Origin of the sequence: Nostoc sphaeroides, assembly GCF_003443655.1 — a bacterium.
Taxonomy (GTDB): domain Bacteria; phylum Cyanobacteriota; class Cyanobacteriia; order Cyanobacteriales; family Nostocaceae; genus Nostoc; species Nostoc sphaeroides.
The window spans coordinates 5,096,477-5,115,742 of record NZ_CP031941.1 but is presented as its reverse complement, the minus strand read 5'-3'; the positions used below and the strand labels follow the sequence as shown (position 1 = coordinate 5,115,742).

Sequence of the window (19,266 nt, the reverse complement as noted above, 5' to 3'; positions counted from 1 at the left end):
AAAAATGACTAATGACAACTGACAAAGGATTAATGACTAATGCCTTATATTAAAGTTCGTGGCGTTGAGCATTACTACGAATGGGTGAAAAAACCATCTGGTTCTTTGGTAAAACCAGTGATGATTTTCATGCACGGCTGGGCTGGTTCGGCTAGGTATTGGCAAAATACCGCGAATGCTTTATCTGAGCAATTTGATTGTTTACTCTACGATATGCGGGGATTTGGCCGTTCTGGTGGAAAGCCAACCATAGCCGAAGCAAGTGAAGCTGTTGCCGAATCTGAGTCTCTCCAGGAAGAATCAGAGGCAATTAGAGAATTAACTTATGAATTAGAGGAATACGCTGATGATTTGGCAGCTTTGTTAGATGGGTTGCATCTTCAGCGTGTTTATATCAATGCTCACTCGATGGGTGCGTCTGTTGCTACTTTATTTTTTAACCGCTACCCCCAACGAGTGGAACGAGGAATTTTAACCTGTAGCGGCGTTTTTGAGTACGATGAAAAATCCTTTAGTGCTTTTCATAAATTTGGTGGCTATGTAGTTAAATTCCGCCCCAAGTGGTTAAGCAAAATTCCATTTGTTGACCAAATGTTTATGGCCAGATTTCTGCATAGTTCCATACCACATTCTGAGCGGCAAGCTTTTTTGGAAGATTTTCTCGAAGCAGATTACGATGCGGCTTTAGGAACAATTTTTACTTCAGTCAGTAAGGCTCAATCTGAAGTGATGCCCCAAGAGTTTGCCAAGCTAACAGTACCGACTCTACTCGTAGCAGGGGAGTATGACAAGATTATTCCAGCCGAGATGGGGCGTCAAGCAGCTGCATTGAGTGACAAAGTGGAATTTGTGATGATTCCTAACACAGCGCATTTCCCGATGTTGGAAGATGCGTCAACTTACTTGCAACGGGTACAAGAGTTTTTGCGAATTAACACCGCACAGCCGCAAGCGAGTTAACTTATTTTTCCGGCGTTGCTGATTAAAAGTATGAATTAGCCTCACACAAAGGCGAGGCAGTGCGTTGGGCGGGTTTCCCGACTTGTTCGCGTAGCGTCTCCCCTTGGGAGAAACAACTGCCGTCGCAAAGAATTGTTCTTTAGTCATATCGAAAAATGTCATTGCAGGTTTAAAAGGTCGAGGTGCAATTCTAGTTACAGTATTTATCTCCAGGGACAATTCTCTCCAGATAAACAAATGGCACTCTTACCCAAGCTTGTTTGAGGATTATCGGTGAGACAAAAGAATTCTAATGTTATTTTCGGATAGCCTGCACAAATTCGGCAATAGCGTCGTACTGGTCAGGATATCCGATATATTGCAGCAACAAAGCTGGGTCTAAATTCGGGAAGAAACCACTACGGTTTACTTCTTCATACTCGCCAGTCGCATTTAAACGGAATATCTTTATCTGGTCAGATTTCCAGAACCAAACTTCAGGGACTTTCTTGGGTTTGTATAACTCTTTTCGATTAATGGTGCCACTAGTAACAATAACTTCAATAACAATGTCAGGAACTTCTGCTTTTGTATTAATGCTGTAAGACTCATCGGGTGTACCAGAAGCATACCCAGGTTCTTCTAGAGTAAAACCACCACGACCGTAGAACCGGATTCCCAACTCTCTCATGTAAGCTTCTAGCAAGTAGCCGAGAGTTCTTTTCACGTACTCATGTTTTTCACCAATGGGCGACATAATTTCTAATATTCCTGACAAATAGGAGAGTCGGACATTGCGGTTGTCTTTTAACTGTGCTTCAATACCTTTAAATTCCTCCCAAGAAACATCTGCGACGGTCACTAGTTTTTCTTCTATGGGATGGTCTAGAAGTGGGATACTCATATCGCCTCTTAGTAGTTCCTTTATTGGATAATTGACAGCAATGCCTGGTACGTTTTAAGCACGCTTTGTGCTAAAAACAAGGACTAAAGTCCTTACTACAAACTTATTTACTATTTTTAGGTTAACTCAAACCCAGTTCTCGTTTTAGCAAGTTAATTGAGTTAGTACCTATATAATTTTCAACCTTAATCAGCTTTGGTGGACGAATAATATCTTCATCACATGCTTGCACGGCTGCTTGGACTGCCGCAAAACTGGCTTGATCGGTTATGATTACTTCAGCCCGTTTAACCATTGCCTGAAGTTTATAAGCATCTTTTGGTTGCGAAGTCATCACTAATAGTTCATCTCCTCGTAAACCGTGGAGGATGACTTCTGCTGCTCGTGCAATCCCGGAACTGAGGCTAACTATACCTACACAGTTTTCTTTTGGTAGAGTTTTCAAGAGGCTGAGTTCTTTGCTGTAGTCGTAGATATCGAGAGGAATTACCCGTGCAGCTTTAGGAGCTGCGATCGCTTCCACATTACTGATAAAATACCGACTGGTAACTACTGTCGCAGAGGTAGTTTTATCTAACACAGCAGTTAATTCTTCCATTGCTACCAACTGGACTGGTATTTTTAGCGATCGCTCTAATTCATAGACCATCAACTCACCAGCACCCATATCATAAGATGGAACTGCAACCAGTACCCGCGCACTACAACGCAAGCGCCAGTCAATTTCTGCTAAAAATAGCTCTCTGGCTTGATTGAGTGAACATCCTTGAGTGAGCAAATCATCGAGTGCTTTTTGGACAACTTGATATGCATCAGGATTTTGTTTGAGAATTGGTGATTGCAGCCTGCTACCGCCCTCATGACCTTGGGGACGAACATAAATTCCTGAACCAGCCATACTTTCAACAAATCCGTCTTCTTCTAGTTGACGGTAAACTTTGCTTATGGTATTACGGTGTAACCCAGTTTGCATTGCTAATGCCCTTGTGCTTGGCAATTTGTAAGCAGGGGGATATTGCCGAGAAGCGATCGCAAACCGGATTTGATTAAACAGCTGGGTTGATGCGGGAATTTCGCTGTCTGGCTGAATACGGAATTGAATCATCAGCAAACCTCCTGAATACTGAGTGGGGAGTGGGGAGTGGGGAGTGGGGAGTATTTAAGTGTTGCTTTCCTACTCAGCACTTTTAACTCAACACTCTTTTACTGACCAGCTGTATCTGCTACATGTCAAATATTTTATTTACACATGAAGTTTTTCTGGTACAAATTTCTAATGCGCTCCTATTGGTAATTGATAATTTAAATGGAAATAGCCTGGACATACTGGCATAGTTATATCAAATAAACACACGGTTAATCATATAGCACTGGTAAAAATTATTATGACAGAGCAAGCAATAATTACCACAACGGTTAATCTTTTGCAAGATAATATTCAAATTTCAGCTTATTTGGCAGAGCCAAAAGAAGCTGGAACTTACCCAGGAGTGGTGGTATTACAGGAGATTTTTGGTGTTAACGTTCACATTCGGGATGTGACAGAACGGATTGCCAAACTTGGATATGTAGCGATCGCACCTGCACTTTTTCAACGGACTGCTCCTGGCTTTGAAACCGGATACACACCCGAAGATATTGAAACGGGCAGAAGTTACGCGATCCAAACTAAAGCCTCAGAGTTATTAAGCGATATTCAATTAGCAATTGACTACCTGAAAAATCTGCCTCAAGTCAAAAAAGATAGTTTTGCTTGTATTGGCTTCTGCTTTGGTGGTCATGTCGCATATCTTGCAGCTACCTTACCAGATATTAAAGCTACGGCTTCCTTCTACGGTGCTGGAATTACGACTCGCACACCAGGAGGTGTAGCTCCCACTGTTACCCGTACCAAAGAAATTCCAGGCACTCTCTATGCCTTCTTTGGTAGAGAAGATGCTAGCATCCCACCCAAACAAGTAGATGAGATTGAAGCAGAATTAGAAAAATATAAAATTCCTCATCGTGTGTTTCGCTACGATGGAGCTGATCACGGATTTTTCTGTGACCGTCGTGCCAGTTATAATCCTAAAGCTGCTGCTGATGCTTGGGAGCAAGTCCAACAACTCTTTAGTCAACTGAATTAGTCATTAGTCATTAGCAAAGGACAAATGACTAATGACAAGTGACTAATGACAATCTAAACTCCAGTTGCACCATATCAAATAACAATTAATCTTCAAAAGTCATGAATTCCGAATCGAAACTTTCTCAAACAGCCAATTCGCCGTTTACAATGGACGATTTTGCCAAAGCATTAGAAAAACATGACTACCAGTTTCAAAAGGGACAGGTTGTACATGGCAAAGTGTTCCAACTTGACCATGATGGAGCTTATGTCGATATTGGTGGCAAGTCGTCAGCTTTTCTGCCGCGCGATGAGGCTTCTTTGAGAGCAGTTACCGATTTATCGGAGGTGCTGCCATTGCAAGAGGATATGCAGTTTTTAATTATCCGAGATCAGGATGCAGAAGGTCAAGTCACCCTTTCTCGAAAGCAGTTGGAAATTCAGCACATCTGGGAACGATTGGCCGAAATGCAGGAGAATGCTCAGACTGTGCAAGTTCGGGTTATGGGTGTGAATAAAGGTGGTGTCACCGTCGATATTCTTTCTTTGCGGGGGTTTATTCCGCGATCGCACCTGGCAGAGCGTGATAATTTAGAAGCTCTCAAAGGTCAAAATCTGACTGTGGGCTTTTTGGAAATCAATAAAAACACCAACAAACTCATCCTTTCCCAGCGTTTAGCAACTCGTTCTAGCAACTTCAGCTTATTAGAACTAGGTCAACTGGTGGAAGGTAAAGTTACTGGTATCAAACCTTTTGGTGTGTTTGTGGATTTAAATGGTATGGGGGCTTTGCTTCATATCAAGCAGGTAAGCCAAAAATTCATCGACTCATTAGAAAAGGTATTTCAAGTTGGTCAGTCAATTAAAGCTGTAATTATTGACTTGGATGAGGGTAAAGGGCGGGTTGCTCTTTCTACCAGAGTTTTGGAAAACTTCCCTGGCGAAGTGTTAGAGAATATGGATGAGGTGATGGCTTCGGCTGAGGCGCGGGCTAATAGAGCTAATAACAAAGCTGCTGAATAGTTCTTGAGGTGGGCTGCTTGCACAAAGGGTTTAAATACCCATCTGAAACAATTTTGAATTGTTAATACTCCCCCTGCATCTACAAAGATGTAGGGGGATTTTAAATTGGGAAAACTTTTTTCAAGCTTCTTTCTAGCCTCTGGCGGTAAATGCGGGTAAAACAAGAATTTCAGTCAGCTTTAGATGACTTTCGCTATGAGCCGCAGAATTTATTCTGAGGCGGACGTGTGGGCAATGTCACATTTTGCAATGACTTAATCCACAATCTCACATTTGAATCCATCACCCGCCATAGGTTAGAAACCTACGGCTAATAGCGAAAGTCCTCTCAAGAGGACTAAATAAGAATTTGTCTGACTTCATGACTCGCTTACCCCGAAATTTGCAACCTGGATTTTGTTATCACATCAACACTCACAATACGGTTCGGTTAAGGCAGGAGACGCGATAAATCGCCGTCTCTACAAAGGACTGATTATTGTAGAGACGGCGATTTATCGGGTCTTTGCCATTAGCTAGTTAATGCATCGAAAAAATTGATCAAGTCGAATTTAATAAGCAAAATGGCATTTGACTTACTCAAAATAAGCTTTTACTTTCTCAAACCCCAGTTTGCTTTCTCATTTCAGTGTTTTCCGCAAGCAAAAGGAGCTTTTACTTTCTCAAACCCCAGTTTGCTTTCTCATTTTGGTGTTTTCCGCAAGCAAAAGGAGCTTTTACTTTCTCAAACCCCAGTTTGCTTTCTCATTTTGGTGTTTTCCGCAAGTAAAAGTAGCTTTTACTTACTAATTTCAGTGTTTTCCGCAAGCAATCAAGCATATTGCTTTTTCAACATGCTTAATTACTGACTCATTCCAGTAATTCACCCACTTGTAACAACTATCCCTTTGAGATTACTTTTCTCTATCTTTATCTAACGCTTCCTGGATTGCACGACGGCAAAATTCTGGAGGATCATCCTTGGTAGATAGTTCTTCCTTCATAGTTTTGGTAACACGTAAGTTAAGACGCTCACTTAAAGGTTCTTCCCTCTCTGATTTAAATGGTTTTAAATTTTCTGAATGACCTTTAGGGTTAGGCATTTATGTAGAAATATAAATATAAGCTGAATCACTGGTAGGCAGCAGATTAAATTGTTTTTTGGTGGTTGCTACAACTTGCCGGAAGTACAACCACCAATATCCAATTTCAAAAATGGACACTACTATTTTATGTTCACGCGTTCCGAACTTGAAATCAAGACTATTAAAGAATTACGCGACTTGTGTCGTAGATACGGCATTAAACCAACCGGGAATGCAGGATACAAAACCTCGTACATCGTAACTCTGATGGCATTTCCACTTTTAGCGCTGCAACAAATGAAGCAAGGTAAAGGGTTAAAATTCCCTAACTTTAACGCTATCCAGATAATCAGTTCTGCTATAGAAGAGATGAATTCACCCACAGATGAGCAAGCAGCACTAATTCGGATAACTTTGGAGGGCAGGAAAATGAGCTATCCTGACCGATACGACCAGGAGAACCTGCTGAATTTGCACAAGGCTAAGATGTCGCTTGAACAAGCTGTTAACTTGTTGAGCCAGTAAAACTAATCTCATTTACCCTATCCCCTGCATTTACAAAGATGTGGGGGATAATTTTTTGAGATTAAGATAAATAAGGTGTGACTTATTGGCTAATAAAGACCTAACCCCCATTGGTGTCAACTTAAGCTAAAACTCCTTTAAAGTCTCGTTTCCAGCCTCTGGCTGGAAATGCAAATTAAAAGCGGCTCTGCCGCGAGTTCGGGAGGCGGAGCCTCAAGGATGGGCATTCCCAGTCTGAGACTGGGAACGAGATAAATGAGATAAGAGGTAATCTCTAAAAGCTTGTTCTAGACTGGCTTTTACGTTAAGTTGACACCAATGCCTAACCCCCAACCCCTTCCCTAGTAGCAGGAAGGAAGATTCAAAGCCTCTCTCCTAAAAAGAGAGAGGAATGGAAGTGAGGTCAAAGTGTATTGCATACAAACGAGCTAACCGCTATATAAACCCTGTAACTATTCAATTTAGGTATTTATATGTTTCTAATAACTGGAGCAACGGGAGGAATCGGTCGCAGAGTTGTGCGACTGCTACGGCAACGAGAACAGTCTGTAAGGGCATTTGTCCGCCTGACTTCGCGCTATAGCGAGTTAGAACACCGGGGCGCAGAAATCTTTATCGGTGATTTGCTAGAAGACAGAGATATCCAGAAAGCTAGTCGGGGTGTCAAGTATGTTATCAGCGCCCACGGTTCTGATAGCGATGCCCTATCTTTAGATTACCGCGCCAATATTGAACTCATTGACCAAGCCAAAGCCAATGGCGTTGAGCATTTTGTCTTTATTTCCGTACTAGGAGCCGATCGCGGATATGAAGATGCTCCTGTATTTAAAGCCAAACGAGCAGTAGAACGATATTTGTCAGCTAGTGGCTTAAATTACACTATTTTACGCCCATCTGGATTAGCATCTAACTTGCTGCCACTAGTAGAACAATTTCGGCAAACGGGATTGTATTTGTTAATTGGCGATCGCAAAAACCGTACCTCAATTGTCAGTACCGATGATTTGGCAAAGATAGTGGTGGATTCTGTGACAGTTGAAGGCGCTCGTAACCAGATTTTACCAGTGGGAGGGCCAGACATTTTATTACGAGAAGATATTCCCCGGATTTTTGGCCGGATCTTCAATAAACAGCCAGTAATAATTAACTCACCACTATTTGCCATTGATGGGTTACAAAGTGCATTGGGTTTAATTAATCCTCAAATCCAAAAAACTTTGGGAACTTATCGCACATTGCTAGCAAATGAATTTTTCTGTACAAAAGATGAAATTGCCAATTTAGAAGCAATTTATAACTTCCAGTTGGAGACATTAGAAAGTTTTTTGCGGCGTTATCTAGCAGTTTGAATAGTCATTAGTCATTAGTCATTGGTCATTAGTGAATAACTATTGGACTTTGGACAAATGACGAATGACAAATGACAAATGACAAAGGACAAAAATATATGGTAAATGCTGCTCAAGCACGTCAGACAAAAGAGCGATTCGCCCAACCAGAGGAACAACTCACTTATGAATTGGGGAAGGCGGTACAGGAATTGCCACCCCTGTACACGAGATTATTAGCGGGAACGATGAGCGTTATCGTATTTGGAACGATCGCTTGGGCGTACTTTTCGCAAATAGATGAAGTAGCAACAGCACCAGGGGAATTAATTGCTTCTGCACAGGTAAGACCGGTGACATCCTTGGGTGGGGGGTCAATTGTTGCTGTTAAAGTTAAAGAAGGCGATCGCGTTACTAAAGGTCAAATTCTGGTTCAAAAAGATCCAGACTTGCAAATAACCGATGTTTCCCGCCTAGTCAAATCTTCTAGATTGATTCAGGACGATTTGCAACGTTTGGATGCAGAACGCACCGGAGGCAAAACTGCTGGGACGAAACTGCAAGATGAACTTTTAAGTTCTCGCCTGCAAGACTTCCAAGCGCGGCAAGCAGGGGCGGAAGCAGAAGCAAATCGCCAACAATCACTCATAGATCAAGCCAAAGTCCGCTTGACTCGGTTGCAAGACAACTTAGTGAATGCCAAAAGCAGCGTTGGCAATGCCAAAACTAACCTTGCCAATGCAGATAGCATCCGAATTAAAATTGAAAGTAATTTGGCCCTTGCAGAACAAAGGGAAAAAAGCTTACGAACCCTAATGACTCCTGGTGCAGTACCTCGTGTCGATTACTTGGATGCCCAAGAAAGATTAACTCGTGCAAAGACAGAAATCACTAGATCGCAAGATGAAGTGACTAACGCCCAGAATAAAATCACAGAGGCTCAAGATAAAGTCACATCATTAGAAAAAGATATTGCTGCCCAAGTCCAAGAAATTCGCCAAGCAGAACAAGCTTATAATGCTGCACGCAGTCAGGCGCAGCGTGTAGCATCAGAACGCCAAAGCGAAATTTTGACCCAATTCAACAAGCGTAAAGAAGAACTGACAACTGTTCAAGGTCAATTAGAACAAGCAAGGAAGCAACAAGCTTTAGAAACCATTGAAGCTCCCGTTGCCGGTACAATTTACAGAGTTAAAGCCACCAAGGGGCCAGTGCAATCAGGTGAAGAATTGCTGTCAATTTTGCCGGAAGGGGAAGAAATGCTTCTAGAGGTGAAAGTTCTCAACCGTGATATTGGGTTTATTCGTGAAGGAATGAAGGCAAAAGTAAAAATGGCAACTTTCCCCTTCCAGGAATTTGGCACTGTGAATGGGGAAGTTACGCAAGTCAGTCCGAATGCAATTGTTGATAAAGAATTAGGCTTAGTTTTTCCCACCAGAATTAAGCTAAGTAAACACTCAGTTAACGTCCGGGGTCAAGAAGTAGAATTTACACCAGGTATGTCTGCTTCAGGTGAAATTGTGACTCGGAAAAAATCAATTTTGACATTCATCACTGAGCCTGTGACGCGGCGGTTCAGCGAGGCATTTTCAGTTAGGTAGGTTTGTAGTGAGCGATTCATCGCTCATAGCACAATACGCTTGGGTTAGCGCCAAAAACCTTAAACTGAGTAGGTTGGGTTGAGGAACGAAACCCAACATTTTCGGTGATTTGTTGGGTAACACTAAAGTTCAACCCAACCTACGATTATCCTTAACTAAACCGTATTGGCTCATATAGGACTCATATTTGATTTTTGAACAAAACTCAGTACACCTTTATTCTTTCTTCCCAGTCCCCAGTCCCCAATCCCCAGTCCCTTACCTCTACAAGTGATTCAGAAATCAAATCGGATTGCTATAGCAAGGTTTATCAGAACTAAAGTTCTCACTACAAACTTTGATTTATTTACCTAGTACAGCGCGGCGTAAATAAACAGACCATTCAAAATCAACGGAACGCTTACTCTGTCTTAATTTTGAATTTTGAATGCGTGAATTTTGAATTCCGCCTTGCGGTACTAGCTACTTAAAAAACAATACAGTTCAGTTAAGCCCAAAAACCTTGGTAAAGACGCGAAATTTCGCGTCTCTACAGGTCTAAAATTAGTACCAAAAATCCTTAACTGAACCGTATTGACTTAAAAAATATTGGGTGGTGCGATGCCTATATGGCAAGCTACGCACCACCCAACCTAAAATAATCTAAAATCTAACAACTAATTCGCTACTTCAGCCACCTCAATCACGCGCCCTTCATAGTCCTTGACCAAAAAATTCAGGGGCTTCTGGTTGCGAATCTTGAATTTCAAACCGCGCACTTCAACTCGCATTAAAATCATTTCCAGACAGTCGTGATCAAAACAAACGTGGCGTTGCTGATTTTTGCTACCTAAACTCGCGCCAGTAATGACATGTAGCTGGGTGTTTTTCTTCAATTGATACCACAGCCCATCGTTGGCATTATTCATCATTTTGCTAGACAAGCTCGGCCCAGTAGACATATATAGTGGATCAATGCCAGTTGTGCCGATAGTTTGTTCGTAATTGTAGTAGTAGTGCAATGGCACCTCAGCTGCTGGCAAATCTAGCAGCCCTTCATACAACTGTCGGGCAATCTCCAAATCCGACACCATTACAGTGTGTACTTTTGGGGCACTGGTGAGAAACATCCACATTGCGCCAGCGTAAGCTGCTAGCAGCATCACCATAATGCCTTGGGTGGAGAACAGGCTATCTAAGGGCAGGGAAGGCAGAAAGGAGCCTAATGTAAGGGGACTGAGCAGGAACGATATCACACTAACTGCTATAACCATGAACAAATAAGGATTCTATAAGGGAGCCGATTTTATGATTGTCGATTAAGACTAAAATTAAGTCTTTGTTTCTAGTTTATCAATATTCAACTAGTCTGAGTTTGGGCTACAAACTGGACAACACCAAGATATTATGCGATTAGCTACGGGAGTTCAATTCCCAAAACTATTTTAACAACTATCAACTCAAAGGCTTGTGCAAATTCCTCATTTTCCCGAAGCTAATCACCCCTTGGTGAAGTCGCTGTTCCATCACAGTGACCATGAACTACTGACTCTGTTTCAGCAAAATCCAGATGCCGGAAAGTACTTCACGGTGATTTTTTGCCGCTATAGTCCCATAGTGTATACCTTAATTCGGCATTCGGCGCGATCGCCTGTGCAGGCAGATTATCTGTTTGCCCTCACCTGGCGACATATCTACTACGAACTCGGTGGACTAAATTTAACCGCCTCTGAATCAGGCGAGGAAACTTTAACCATGCAAAATTGGTTAATTAATATGACAGCTTTCTGTATTAACGATATTAAAGTACCACCCACAGAATCAATTCATTATTCTTTGCAAGCTACTTCGCCGCCATTATGGTGCTATGTACAACAGGCATTAGACCAACTACCACCAGTTTTACGATTAATCGTGTTAATGGCTCAAACTTTCCACTGGAGTGAAACTAGAATTGCTGCTTATCTGCAAGCCGAAGGAGAAGCGATCGCCCCTAACGAAGTAGCCGATTTTCTCCAGGAAGGCTATCGTATGCTAGAGGACAAATTACCCACAGATATCCGCGCTATATACTTTGGGGAAGATTGAGCGCAATCATAACTTAAGTGTAAATGCGTATATTGTTTGTCTTCAATTAAAAAATTAAAACTTTTTCTTAGACCTTCTACTTAAACCCGCAATAGGGGTAATTTTTATGAAACAACGGCTTGTATTTCCCAGGCTATTAGTTTACGTAGGTGTGATTTCTCGTCTCCAAATACTTTTACAGGGCTTTTTACTGTTTACTTTTTTGCTGAGTCCCATAGCTGCGGGTGCGGTTGATATTACGCAGCAAATCCACCGTCCAATAAATAGTTCCGTTGGGGGACAATCAAGAGATAAAGCAGATAGCTTGTTGCGTATCGGTGAGAAACAATACGCTTCAGGATATGCCGATAAAACAATTGCGTCTTGCTTGCGGGCATTGGAATTATATCACGCAATTGGCGACCTGAAAGCACAAGGACTAACTTACAATTTGCTTGCTAAGGCTTATGTGCAGCTAGGTAGTTTAAAAGAAGCGGAAGATGCGTTAAGAAGAGGATTAGCGATCGCTCGTGATACTAAAGACTTCCAATCTCAGATTTTTGTGCTAAATAATATCGGTACATTTTTCTTGCAACAAGGAGAATTTGCTGCTGCCAGGAATTCTGTTGAAGATGCACTCGCAATTGCTCACGGTGTCAAAAACATTGAAGGAGAAGGGCTATCTTTAAGTAATTTGGGATTAGTAACTGCCAGGTTGGGAGATTATAATAAGGCAATTAAATTTAAGGCAATTAAATTGTATGAAAATGCTTTAATTTTTCGCCGTCAGACTGGCGATGCCGTCGGTGAAGCAAATACCTTAAATAATTTAGGAGATGCTTACTTAGCATCTGGAAATTATCAAGATACCATTGGCACTTATGGGGCAGCAATGCGGATAGCAAAAACAAACCGCGATCGCACTAATGAATTACGGGCAATTGACGGTTTAGTTACTGCTCACACTGCTGTCGGACGCTATGAACGAGCTTTTGATTTACTAGAGCAACGTTTAACACTCGCTAAAGAATTGCAAAATTTGCGAGAAGAATTAAAATCTTTTGAGTCTTACGCTCAGTTATACAAGCAACAAGGTAATTATCTAACTGCTCGGAATTTTTACGAAAGGGCAATTATACTGGCGCGAACATTGGAAGACAGCAAACAAGAAGTGCAATTGTTGGATCAGCTAACTAAAATGCTTCAACGGTGAATAGAAGTTTTGAGTTAGGAGTTATAAGTTAGGAGTAAATCTTTTGTACAGTGTATTATGGCTTTAGCCTAACGCACTACCATATACAGCGTATTTTAGGTAAATGAGGTACACCCGTAGGGGCATGGCACTGCCATGCCCTTACAATTATCTGTACCTCACCAACTTGCAATCTGCTGTAACTAATAACTAACTCCTCACTCTTCACTCCTAACTCCTAACTATCTCTAAACTCCTATAGCGGTTCCCATTCAGGTGCGGTACAACATTATATCGCGAGGTGTAAAGGACTTCCAAATAAAAAAATACTCAACTACTTCTTGTGGGGTGGGCGACACGAGAACCCTTGTATATGGGCGCTCATGTTGCCCACCCCACAAGATTGGGTAATTTATTTGTTGGAAGTCCCTAAGGGCACGGCAGTGCCGTGCCCCTACGTGTGTACCTCACGTAAACGAGAACCGCTATAACTCCTAACTATTTCTAAACTCCTAACTCCTAACTCCTAACTATTTCTAATTCAAAAACACTGAACCGTTTCGTTCAATTCTCAAAGCGCTTCTACCCTGTGCCGCATTCGTAGCTTCATTAAATCTAACTTCCAAGCTTCCTGATTCTGACGAGGGTTGTGGAGTTACTATCAACTGTCCGCCATCTTCTCGTTCAAATGTCACTGTTACTGGTGCTTGTAGACCTTGTAGTGTTACATAAGACTTACCTTGTAGCGATCGCGGTGCCGTATCGCCAATTACTTGGTAAGTTACATTAGCGGCAGTGTCATTTACCAACCTGACATTAACAGTACCATTTGCCAGTGCGATCGTCGTGCTGGGGGTTTGCCGTGGTTGTACTAGTGGTTGCTCAGTGGAAACCGTTCCTGTTGAAGGCTGTTGAGTTTGAGGATTTGGGGCTGGTTGTGCAGCTTCACCACCTACACCCAATCTTATTTGCTCTTGTGATGGCGTAGCAGAGACGGGAAGAAGCCCTTGAGCAGCTAGTCTTTGAGTTAGCGCATTGGGAGGACATCCCTGTGGTACTACAACGCGAGTGTTATGTGGTTCTTCATAAAAAATTCTCGGACAAGGGTTAACTTTGGGAATAGATTCTTGTGCTACTGATTGTTGTGCTAGTGCTTGAGGAATTGCTGGCAAACTAATCAGTAATCCCCCAAAAACAGCACCAAATAACTCAGCAGACTTGCGAAAATTTTGAGACTTCATATTCATAGTGACTCCTAGCAAAACATCAAATTATCTTTTTTAAAAAAAAGCAAAAAAAAATGATGTTTAAATCAGCTTATCTACATATAAATTATCTTAAACAAGATATCTATTTTTTATATCTAACTAGAGACTGGATAATGATCTAAAACTAGACATAAATATTTCATTCATAAGGCTGAACATAGTGAGTAATATCATGTCCCCATAATTAGTTATGCTAACCAAAGTCATTGCACCCCACCCCCAACCCCTCCCTTTGGCAACGGGAGGGCACAATACAGTTCGGATAAGGTTTTTTAATGACACGCCGCTAATCGCAAAGACACGATAAATCACCGTCTTTACAATAATTCAGTCCTTTGTAGAGACGGCGATTTATCGCGTCTGTTGTCTTAACCGTTGTTATATAAATTAGTTATAAAGTAATTTATTTATTTTTCTACATCTATCACAGGAAACAAATATTTATTGCCGAATTAAGACTCAAGAGTTATTGGTAAAGTGACAGTAAACGTAGTGCCAATACCTTGAGTGCTTTCAACTTGAATATGACCCTGGTGATGTTCGACAATAGCTTGAGCGATCGCTAATCCCAATCCTGAACCAGTAGCACCGGCTGTAGCTGTATTCCCAGTTGTATGAGTCCGTGCCGGATCTACCCGATAAAAGCGGTCAAACAAGCGTGGTAGTGCAACTGATGGAATTCCCACTCCAGTATCAATCACTTTAACTTGCAACTGGGCGCTGGTATAACGTAGTCCAGAAACGCGATTTATTCCCTCTATCCGCGCCAATTCAACTTTCACCCGTCCACCGGCTGGTGTGTAATGCAAGGCGTTAGCAATCAAATTTGTGAACAGCCGCACCAGTTGATCCCAATTGCCCACAAGGGTAAACCAATTTTCCAATAATTCCGGGCTAGTTTCGGAAGCTGGAGGATCAACTAAGTCTAGAGAAAGAGCTATTTTTTTTTCAGGGACTAACAATTGTTGTTCTTCAACCACTTCTATCAGCAAGGCATCTAGCGGACAAGGTGAAAAGATATCTTTGCTAATACCACTATCCTGTCGTGCTAAAAACAATAAGTCATTAACTAACTTACCCAAACGCTGCGTTAACCGTTCCACCACCTTTAACTGTTGTCGATACTGCAAAGAATTAGTCGTTTCTGTCTCTGCTAAATCCAAGTCAGCAAGGGCGACTTGCACATTTGTTTGAATCAAAGTAATAGGACTTCTAAGTTCATGAGAAGCATCAGCAGTAAATTGTTTGAGGCGTTGATAAGACTCGCCTACAGGTTCCATTGCTTTACCCGAAAGAAACCAACCACTTGCACCCACAGAAAGCACCATTAACCCAATACCTAGCGCCAAATCAAAAATTAACTGGCGACTGGGTTTAGTGACTTCAAACCAGGGATGACTAACACGCAGATATCCTAATACTTGCCGCCCCACTTCCACCCGTTGGGTAACTTGCCGCAATAACAGTGGTGAAGGTAGAGACGTGATTAATGGCGTCTTGAATTTGGAATTTTCATTATCTCCCTTAACTACGGGCACAGTTTCACCAGTGCGGTTGGCATGAAGGGGAATATTTAAGGGTTCAGATAGCGTTGACCAAAGTAATTCACCAGTCGGACTAAACCATTCTAGGTCAATGTGGTCATCTTCTAAGGTGTCGGTGTTATCACGAAAACTGGTTTCTAGATTATTAATGCGAAATTTATCTGCATCAGCATTAATTGGCTCAAATATCAGTGTAGACGCACAACGGCTTGTTGTTAGACAGCGCTCTACTATTTCTACTACATGGTTAAGGGTATCGTCAATGCGCTCAATAAGTGTACTGCGGACGTATAAATAAACGCCACTGGCAAACAGTAGTAGTAATACAGCAGTGACAGTAGTATACCAAATGGCGAGACGGCGACGAGTAGCTTGAAACATATTTTTTTACTCCACTTTTTTGATTGAATATCCTCGAATTACGTATTTATACGGTTAAATAATAGCTCAACTTTTTAGTTGTGGTGATTTTGCTGAGGTTGAATTTTTGAGCAAGAATTAAACTCTTGTTGCAGTAAATCTGCTTAATCCTATTTTATTCCTTACTTACAGTATTAGAAATCAAAAAAATTTTGGCTATCTAGAATTTACTGAAAAATGGTTGAACGCATCAAATCAAAAAAACTAATAATAAATCCGAAGTTTAAGTATTAAATAATGATTATTTTGTGACATTAGCCAATGCCAAGCAGTTTACTAAACAACGGGTTGTATTGTGAATATTATAAAAAAAACAAGTCATAAAAATCTCAAAATCTCCCTAATGAGATTCAAAAAAAATGCAAAACTTCTGATTGTATGTTTGTTATCCTCAACAATTTTCTATAAATTTCTATTTATTGAATTATCTGCAAGCGCTTTAAATATAGACAACAAGAATAAGGTTACAGTAACATTAAATGATAGTGCAAATCATGGTAGTAAAAGTTTAAATTATTTCGATAAAGTAGATAAATACCAAAGCCAAGCACTATTAAAAGAGGCTTTAAAAAACGCTAAATCAAACTTGTATAAAACTAAACGGTTCAGTAGATTCACTATAGCTGATGTTATTCCAATTGAAAAATATAAAGTAGAACCTCCTAAGCCACCTGAGGAAGATGAGAATGAATCTAAACCAGATACAACTAAACCATCAATTTCAAATGAACAGAAACCACATACAACAACGCAACAATTACTAATAGAAAAACTCCGTCAAGCTAAAAAGCAACAACAAGCAAATCAAAAAAAAATTATTATTGATGCTCTAACATTTAGTGCTAATAGGTATCCGTGGATTGTTAATCCAACAGATAGGTTGACTTTTTCACCTCAATTATTTAAGCCAAATCAAGATGAAAATTATATAGATACCGATACAAGTGTCAGATTTTCTGAAGACAATCAGTTTATTGAGAAATTTACTTATGCTAAATTTCCTAAAGCTGATCAGTTTTATTGGCTTCTTGATCAGAATAGATTAGTAGTTGAAACTAAAGGTACACAAATAGGTATTATTTCCCAAGGTAAAGGCTCTGAAAGTTACAGTATCCAAAATATGACATCAACCCAAGGATTTTGGGGATTACAATATATTGTTAGTTTACCTGTGAATTTTCAGGATTTAATTGGCAAAGCTGAACTTAATAACTTTTCGGTAATTTCTATCGCAGGACAGCTAATTAATCCTGAAGGAGTACCTGCTGGTAAAGTGATAATTAATAGCGGAATTAATCCTGACAATCCTAATGTCACAATTCTGAAAAATCCTACACCAATTCTTGGTAGTGGTTCCACGTTTAGCAGTGACGGTGGCGGAGCTTTATTCAAATTATTAGATGCTACTAATACCCCTCTAATTATCCAAGGCTTTCCGACTACGGATTTAAAACCTCTGTTAGATGAGGGAAATGTTAAACTCAAACTAGGCGAAATTATTCCTGATTCTGTTTTAGAATCGGCTGGGATTTTATGGGGTAATATCTTGACGGGTGAAGGTTTTGGTTTTACTGCTCCTGTGTCTTCAACACCAGGTATTAAGATTGCCCAGCTTAACAAATTTGATAATTTTGATTTGTTGAATATAGCAGTCAATCCTTACCTGACACCAGTTGAGAGAGACTTACATTATCTTAATTCTTTATTATGGATATCTTTCGGGAAAAGAGCGCCTGTATTTGAAGTACTATCAGAAACACAAAAAAATTATAATTGGCACAGATTATATGTTAACTATCCTCATAATCGCAGCATTATTCAATATGATCCAGAAAAAATTAGTGCGACTTATTCTAATATTTTTGCTAGTCCAGGATTCTCTATTACAGCTAATTTAAGTGACTTAAGTATTGATGGCACACAAACAGCTAATTCTACTTTAGGACTGGCATTAGGAGGAATTTTTGAAGCAATTAAAATAGATAATATTGACAAAAGTATAGCAGAAGCGCGACAAAGCTTTAAAAACGGAGAAGGTTTTGTTCCCTTAAATACAAAGGCTACACCAAATCAAAGAAGACAAATCAATAACAGACTGAATAGCACTTTAGCCTATTCTAATGCAGTTAGTGGTCTAGAACAGGTATCTGGAACTTTCACACTTCCAAGTAAAATTACTCCCAATAATTCTAGGATATTGCAAATAAGAACCGGAAATTACAAACGCGCAGTCCAATTTTTACAAAAAGACATTGAACTTTTAGACCCAGGTGATACCTTCTTTTCAAGCGTCAGACTTTCTAATAAAAAATTTGGCCCTCTGAGTTTCATAGGAGGTCAAATACCTTTAAATAATACTGGCATTAGTCCCATTAACGAATCTAGTGCTGCTGAAGTTATTTTGACTAACTCCCAAGGTCAACAATTTGTCCAACGTTTTAGTTCGGGAGACAATACTTTAGTACCAATTCCAGTCCGAACATTTGATTTAGCATTCGATTATTTTGAGCTTACCAGAGTTGATCTCATAGGTGTGACTTATAAAAGTTTTAATGGTTATCTATCTTTACCATCAGTTGAGTTGTTAACAGCAGGTTCGGCTGGTGATTTAAACTATAGTGCTAGCTTGGGAACTTGGTTTAACATAAATGCTAACTCAGCGCCAGGAGTTTCTAATAATAATTTAGGGTTAGCTGAACCATCTATGGGCATATATGCTAATGTTCTGGTTAACTATATTAAAACTCATGTCCAGTTAGACTCAAATAAAAGACCTGTAGCTATCAATACTCATATACCATCCTTAAAAATTGACTGGAATAGTGCATCGAATAGCAATAATCCTTTATCTACTGTTTTAAGCTATTACTTTAATCATCAAGAAAGAAATTTCAGCTTTTCTTTAGCGCCTGCTATAGCTTTTGTTCAAAATAATGGAAATGGAGAACTTCTAGGACTGTTTAATGGGGATTTTAGTACTAGTACAGGTTTTAATATTAATACAAACATAGAGTTAGGTAAAGAAATTTTCTATGAATTACAGAGTTTACAAAGACTCGGTACTAATTTTTCTGTTGGTGCTTATATTAAAAATTCCGCTACAAGGAATATAGGTTTAAGTAGCCGTGTATCTGGCTTAAACTACGGAGTTATTTTTAGATATAACTTTACCGATAATAATATTTTTTTAGAATCTCAAGTTGGTACAGGCGAAAATGGATTTGATATGCAAATTAAAGGTGGTTATCGATTTTAAGCAAGCAGGGTGGTTTCATACGAAAAAAGAAAAATATATAAGTCTTGAT

The 19,266-nt window shown here is 40.2% G+C and carries 15 protein-coding genes; 9 read left to right on the top strand and 6 right to left on the bottom strand.

The window, feature by feature from the left end:
- The first annotated feature begins 39 nt into the window (after positions 1-39).
- Positions 40-960: an alpha/beta fold hydrolase gene (locus D1367_RS22720; RefSeq protein ID WP_118168388.1), complete on the top strand. Its 921-nt coding sequence runs from the start codon at positions 40-42 to the stop codon at positions 958-960.
- 295 nt (positions 961-1,255) lie between these two features.
- Here the strand turns inward: D1367_RS22720 and D1367_RS22715 are convergent, their stop codons facing one another.
- A complete protein-coding gene (locus D1367_RS22715) occupies positions 1,256-1,843 on the bottom strand; it encodes a Uma2 family endonuclease (protein ID WP_118168386.1) in 588 nt (195 codons plus the stop codon).
- Between the two features lie 121 nt (positions 1,844-1,964).
- The gene (locus D1367_RS22710) at positions 1,965-2,948 is read right to left on the bottom strand and encodes a GntR family transcriptional regulator (protein ID WP_118168384.1); all 984 of its coding nucleotides are present in this window, start codon (positions 2,946-2,948) and stop codon (positions 1,965-1,967) included.
- Positions 2,949-3,228: 280 nt separating this feature from the next.
- On the opposite strand from D1367_RS22710, the gene D1367_RS22705 reads away from it, so the two are divergent.
- Both D1367_RS22705 and D1367_RS22700 read left to right on the top strand, forming a co-directional pair.
- Entirely contained in the window at positions 3,229-3,969 is a 741-nt protein-coding gene (locus tag D1367_RS22705) for a dienelactone hydrolase family protein (protein WP_118168382.1), read from the top strand.
- A 101-nt stretch (positions 3,970-4,070) separates the two neighbouring features.
- Complete coding sequence (locus tag D1367_RS22700; RefSeq protein ID WP_118168380.1) at positions 4,071-4,973, top strand: S1 RNA-binding domain-containing protein; 903 nt, start codon at positions 4,071-4,073, stop codon at positions 4,971-4,973.
- A gap of 893 nt (positions 4,974-5,866) precedes the next feature.
- On the opposite strand, the gene D1367_RS22690 is transcribed toward D1367_RS22700, so the two are convergent.
- On the bottom strand, positions 5,867-6,055 hold the full coding sequence (locus D1367_RS22690; protein WP_114085552.1) for a hypothetical protein: 189 nt from the start codon (positions 6,053-6,055) through the stop codon (positions 5,867-5,869).
- A gap of 129 nt (positions 6,056-6,184) precedes the next feature.
- Between D1367_RS22690 and D1367_RS22685 the strand changes: the two genes are divergently transcribed.
- The 3 genes from D1367_RS22685 (at position 6,185) to D1367_RS22675 (ending at position 9,491) form a co-directional block, all read left to right on the top strand.
- Positions 6,185-6,562, top strand: a complete 378-nt coding sequence (locus tag D1367_RS22685; RefSeq protein WP_118171624.1) for a hypothetical protein — start codon at positions 6,185-6,187, stop codon at positions 6,560-6,562.
- A 473-nt stretch (positions 6,563-7,035) separates the two neighbouring features.
- Positions 7,036-7,911: an SDR family oxidoreductase gene (locus tag D1367_RS22680; RefSeq protein ID WP_118168376.1), complete on the top strand. Its 876-nt coding sequence runs from the start codon at positions 7,036-7,038 to the stop codon at positions 7,909-7,911.
- Between the two features lie 71 nt (positions 7,912-7,982).
- The gene (locus D1367_RS22675; protein ID WP_118168374.1) at positions 7,983-9,491 is read left to right on the top strand and encodes a beta-barrel domain-containing protein; all 1,509 of its coding nucleotides are present in this window, start codon (positions 7,983-7,985) and stop codon (positions 9,489-9,491) included.
- A gap of 656 nt (positions 9,492-10,147) precedes the next feature.
- On the opposite strand, the gene D1367_RS22670 is transcribed toward D1367_RS22675, so the two are convergent.
- Entirely contained in the window at positions 10,148-10,744 is a 597-nt protein-coding gene (locus D1367_RS22670; RefSeq protein ID WP_118168372.1) for a glyoxalase-like domain protein, read from the bottom strand.
- Between the two features lie 196 nt (positions 10,745-10,940).
- Here D1367_RS22670 and D1367_RS22665 point away from each other — a divergent pair, with 196 nt between their 5' ends.
- Together D1367_RS22665 and D1367_RS22660 are read left to right on the top strand one after the other, a co-directional pair.
- A complete protein-coding gene (locus D1367_RS22665) occupies positions 10,941-11,558 on the top strand; it encodes a sigma-70 family RNA polymerase sigma factor (RefSeq protein ID WP_118168370.1) in 618 nt (205 codons plus the stop codon).
- A gap of 106 nt (positions 11,559-11,664) precedes the next feature.
- A complete protein-coding gene (locus tag D1367_RS22660) occupies positions 11,665-12,750 on the top strand; it encodes a tetratricopeptide repeat protein (protein ID WP_181984930.1) in 1,086 nt (361 codons plus the stop codon).
- A gap of 515 nt (positions 12,751-13,265) precedes the next feature.
- Here the strand turns inward: D1367_RS22660 and D1367_RS22655 are convergent.
- Entirely contained in the window at positions 13,266-13,976 is a 711-nt protein-coding gene (locus D1367_RS22655) for a hypothetical protein (protein WP_118168368.1), read from the bottom strand.
- A gap of 473 nt (positions 13,977-14,449) precedes the next feature.
- Positions 14,450-15,922 carry a sensor histidine kinase gene (locus D1367_RS22650; protein WP_118168366.1) on the bottom strand — a complete coding sequence of 491 codons (1,473 nt, stop codon included), beginning with the start codon at positions 15,920-15,922 and terminating at the stop codon, positions 14,450-14,452.
- A 334-nt stretch (positions 15,923-16,256) separates the two neighbouring features.
- Here D1367_RS22650 and D1367_RS22645 point away from each other — a divergent pair, with 334 nt between their 5' ends.
- Positions 16,257-19,217, top strand: coding sequence for a hypothetical protein (locus D1367_RS22645; protein ID WP_228674771.1), 2,961 nt, complete (start codon positions 16,257-16,259; stop codon positions 19,215-19,217).
- The last annotated feature ends 49 nt before the right edge of the window (positions 19,218-19,266 follow it).

Bases quoted from the DNA above. Each gene is read 5' to 3' on its own strand.
- D1367_RS22720 (WP_118168388.1), top strand. From the start codon at position 40: ATGCCTTATATTAAAGTTCGTGGCGTTGAGCATTACTACGAATGGGTG.
- D1367_RS22715 (WP_118168386.1), bottom strand. From the start codon at position 1,843: ATGAGTATCCCACTTCTAGACCATCCCATAGAAGAAAAACTAGTGACC.
- D1367_RS22710 (WP_118168384.1), bottom strand. From the start codon at position 2,948: ATGATTCAATTCCGTATTCAGCCAGACAGCGAAATTCCCGCATCAACC.
- D1367_RS22705 (WP_118168382.1), top strand. From the start codon at position 3,229: ATGACAGAGCAAGCAATAATTACCACAACGGTTAATCTTTTGCAAGAT.
- D1367_RS22700 (WP_118168380.1), top strand. From the start codon at position 4,071: ATGAATTCCGAATCGAAACTTTCTCAAACAGCCAATTCGCCGTTTACA.
- D1367_RS22690 (WP_114085552.1), bottom strand. From the start codon at position 6,055: ATGCCTAACCCTAAAGGTCATTCAGAAAATTTAAAACCATTTAAATCA.
- D1367_RS22685 (WP_118171624.1), top strand. From the start codon at position 6,185: ATGTTCACGCGTTCCGAACTTGAAATCAAGACTATTAAAGAATTACGC.
- D1367_RS22680 (WP_118168376.1), top strand. From the start codon at position 7,036: ATGTTTCTAATAACTGGAGCAACGGGAGGAATCGGTCGCAGAGTTGTG.
- D1367_RS22675 (WP_118168374.1), top strand. From the start codon at position 7,983: ATGACAAATGACAAAGGACAAAAATATATGGTAAATGCTGCTCAAGCA.
- D1367_RS22670 (WP_118168372.1), bottom strand. From the start codon at position 10,744: ATGGTTATAGCAGTTAGTGTGATATCGTTCCTGCTCAGTCCCCTTACA.
- D1367_RS22660 (WP_181984930.1), top strand. From the start codon at position 11,665: ATGAAACAACGGCTTGTATTTCCCAGGCTATTAGTTTACGTAGGTGTG.
- D1367_RS22655 (WP_118168368.1), bottom strand. From the start codon at position 13,976: ATGAATATGAAGTCTCAAAATTTTCGCAAGTCTGCTGAGTTATTTGGT.
- D1367_RS22650 (WP_118168366.1), bottom strand. From the start codon at position 15,922: ATGTTTCAAGCTACTCGTCGCCGTCTCGCCATTTGGTATACTACTGTC.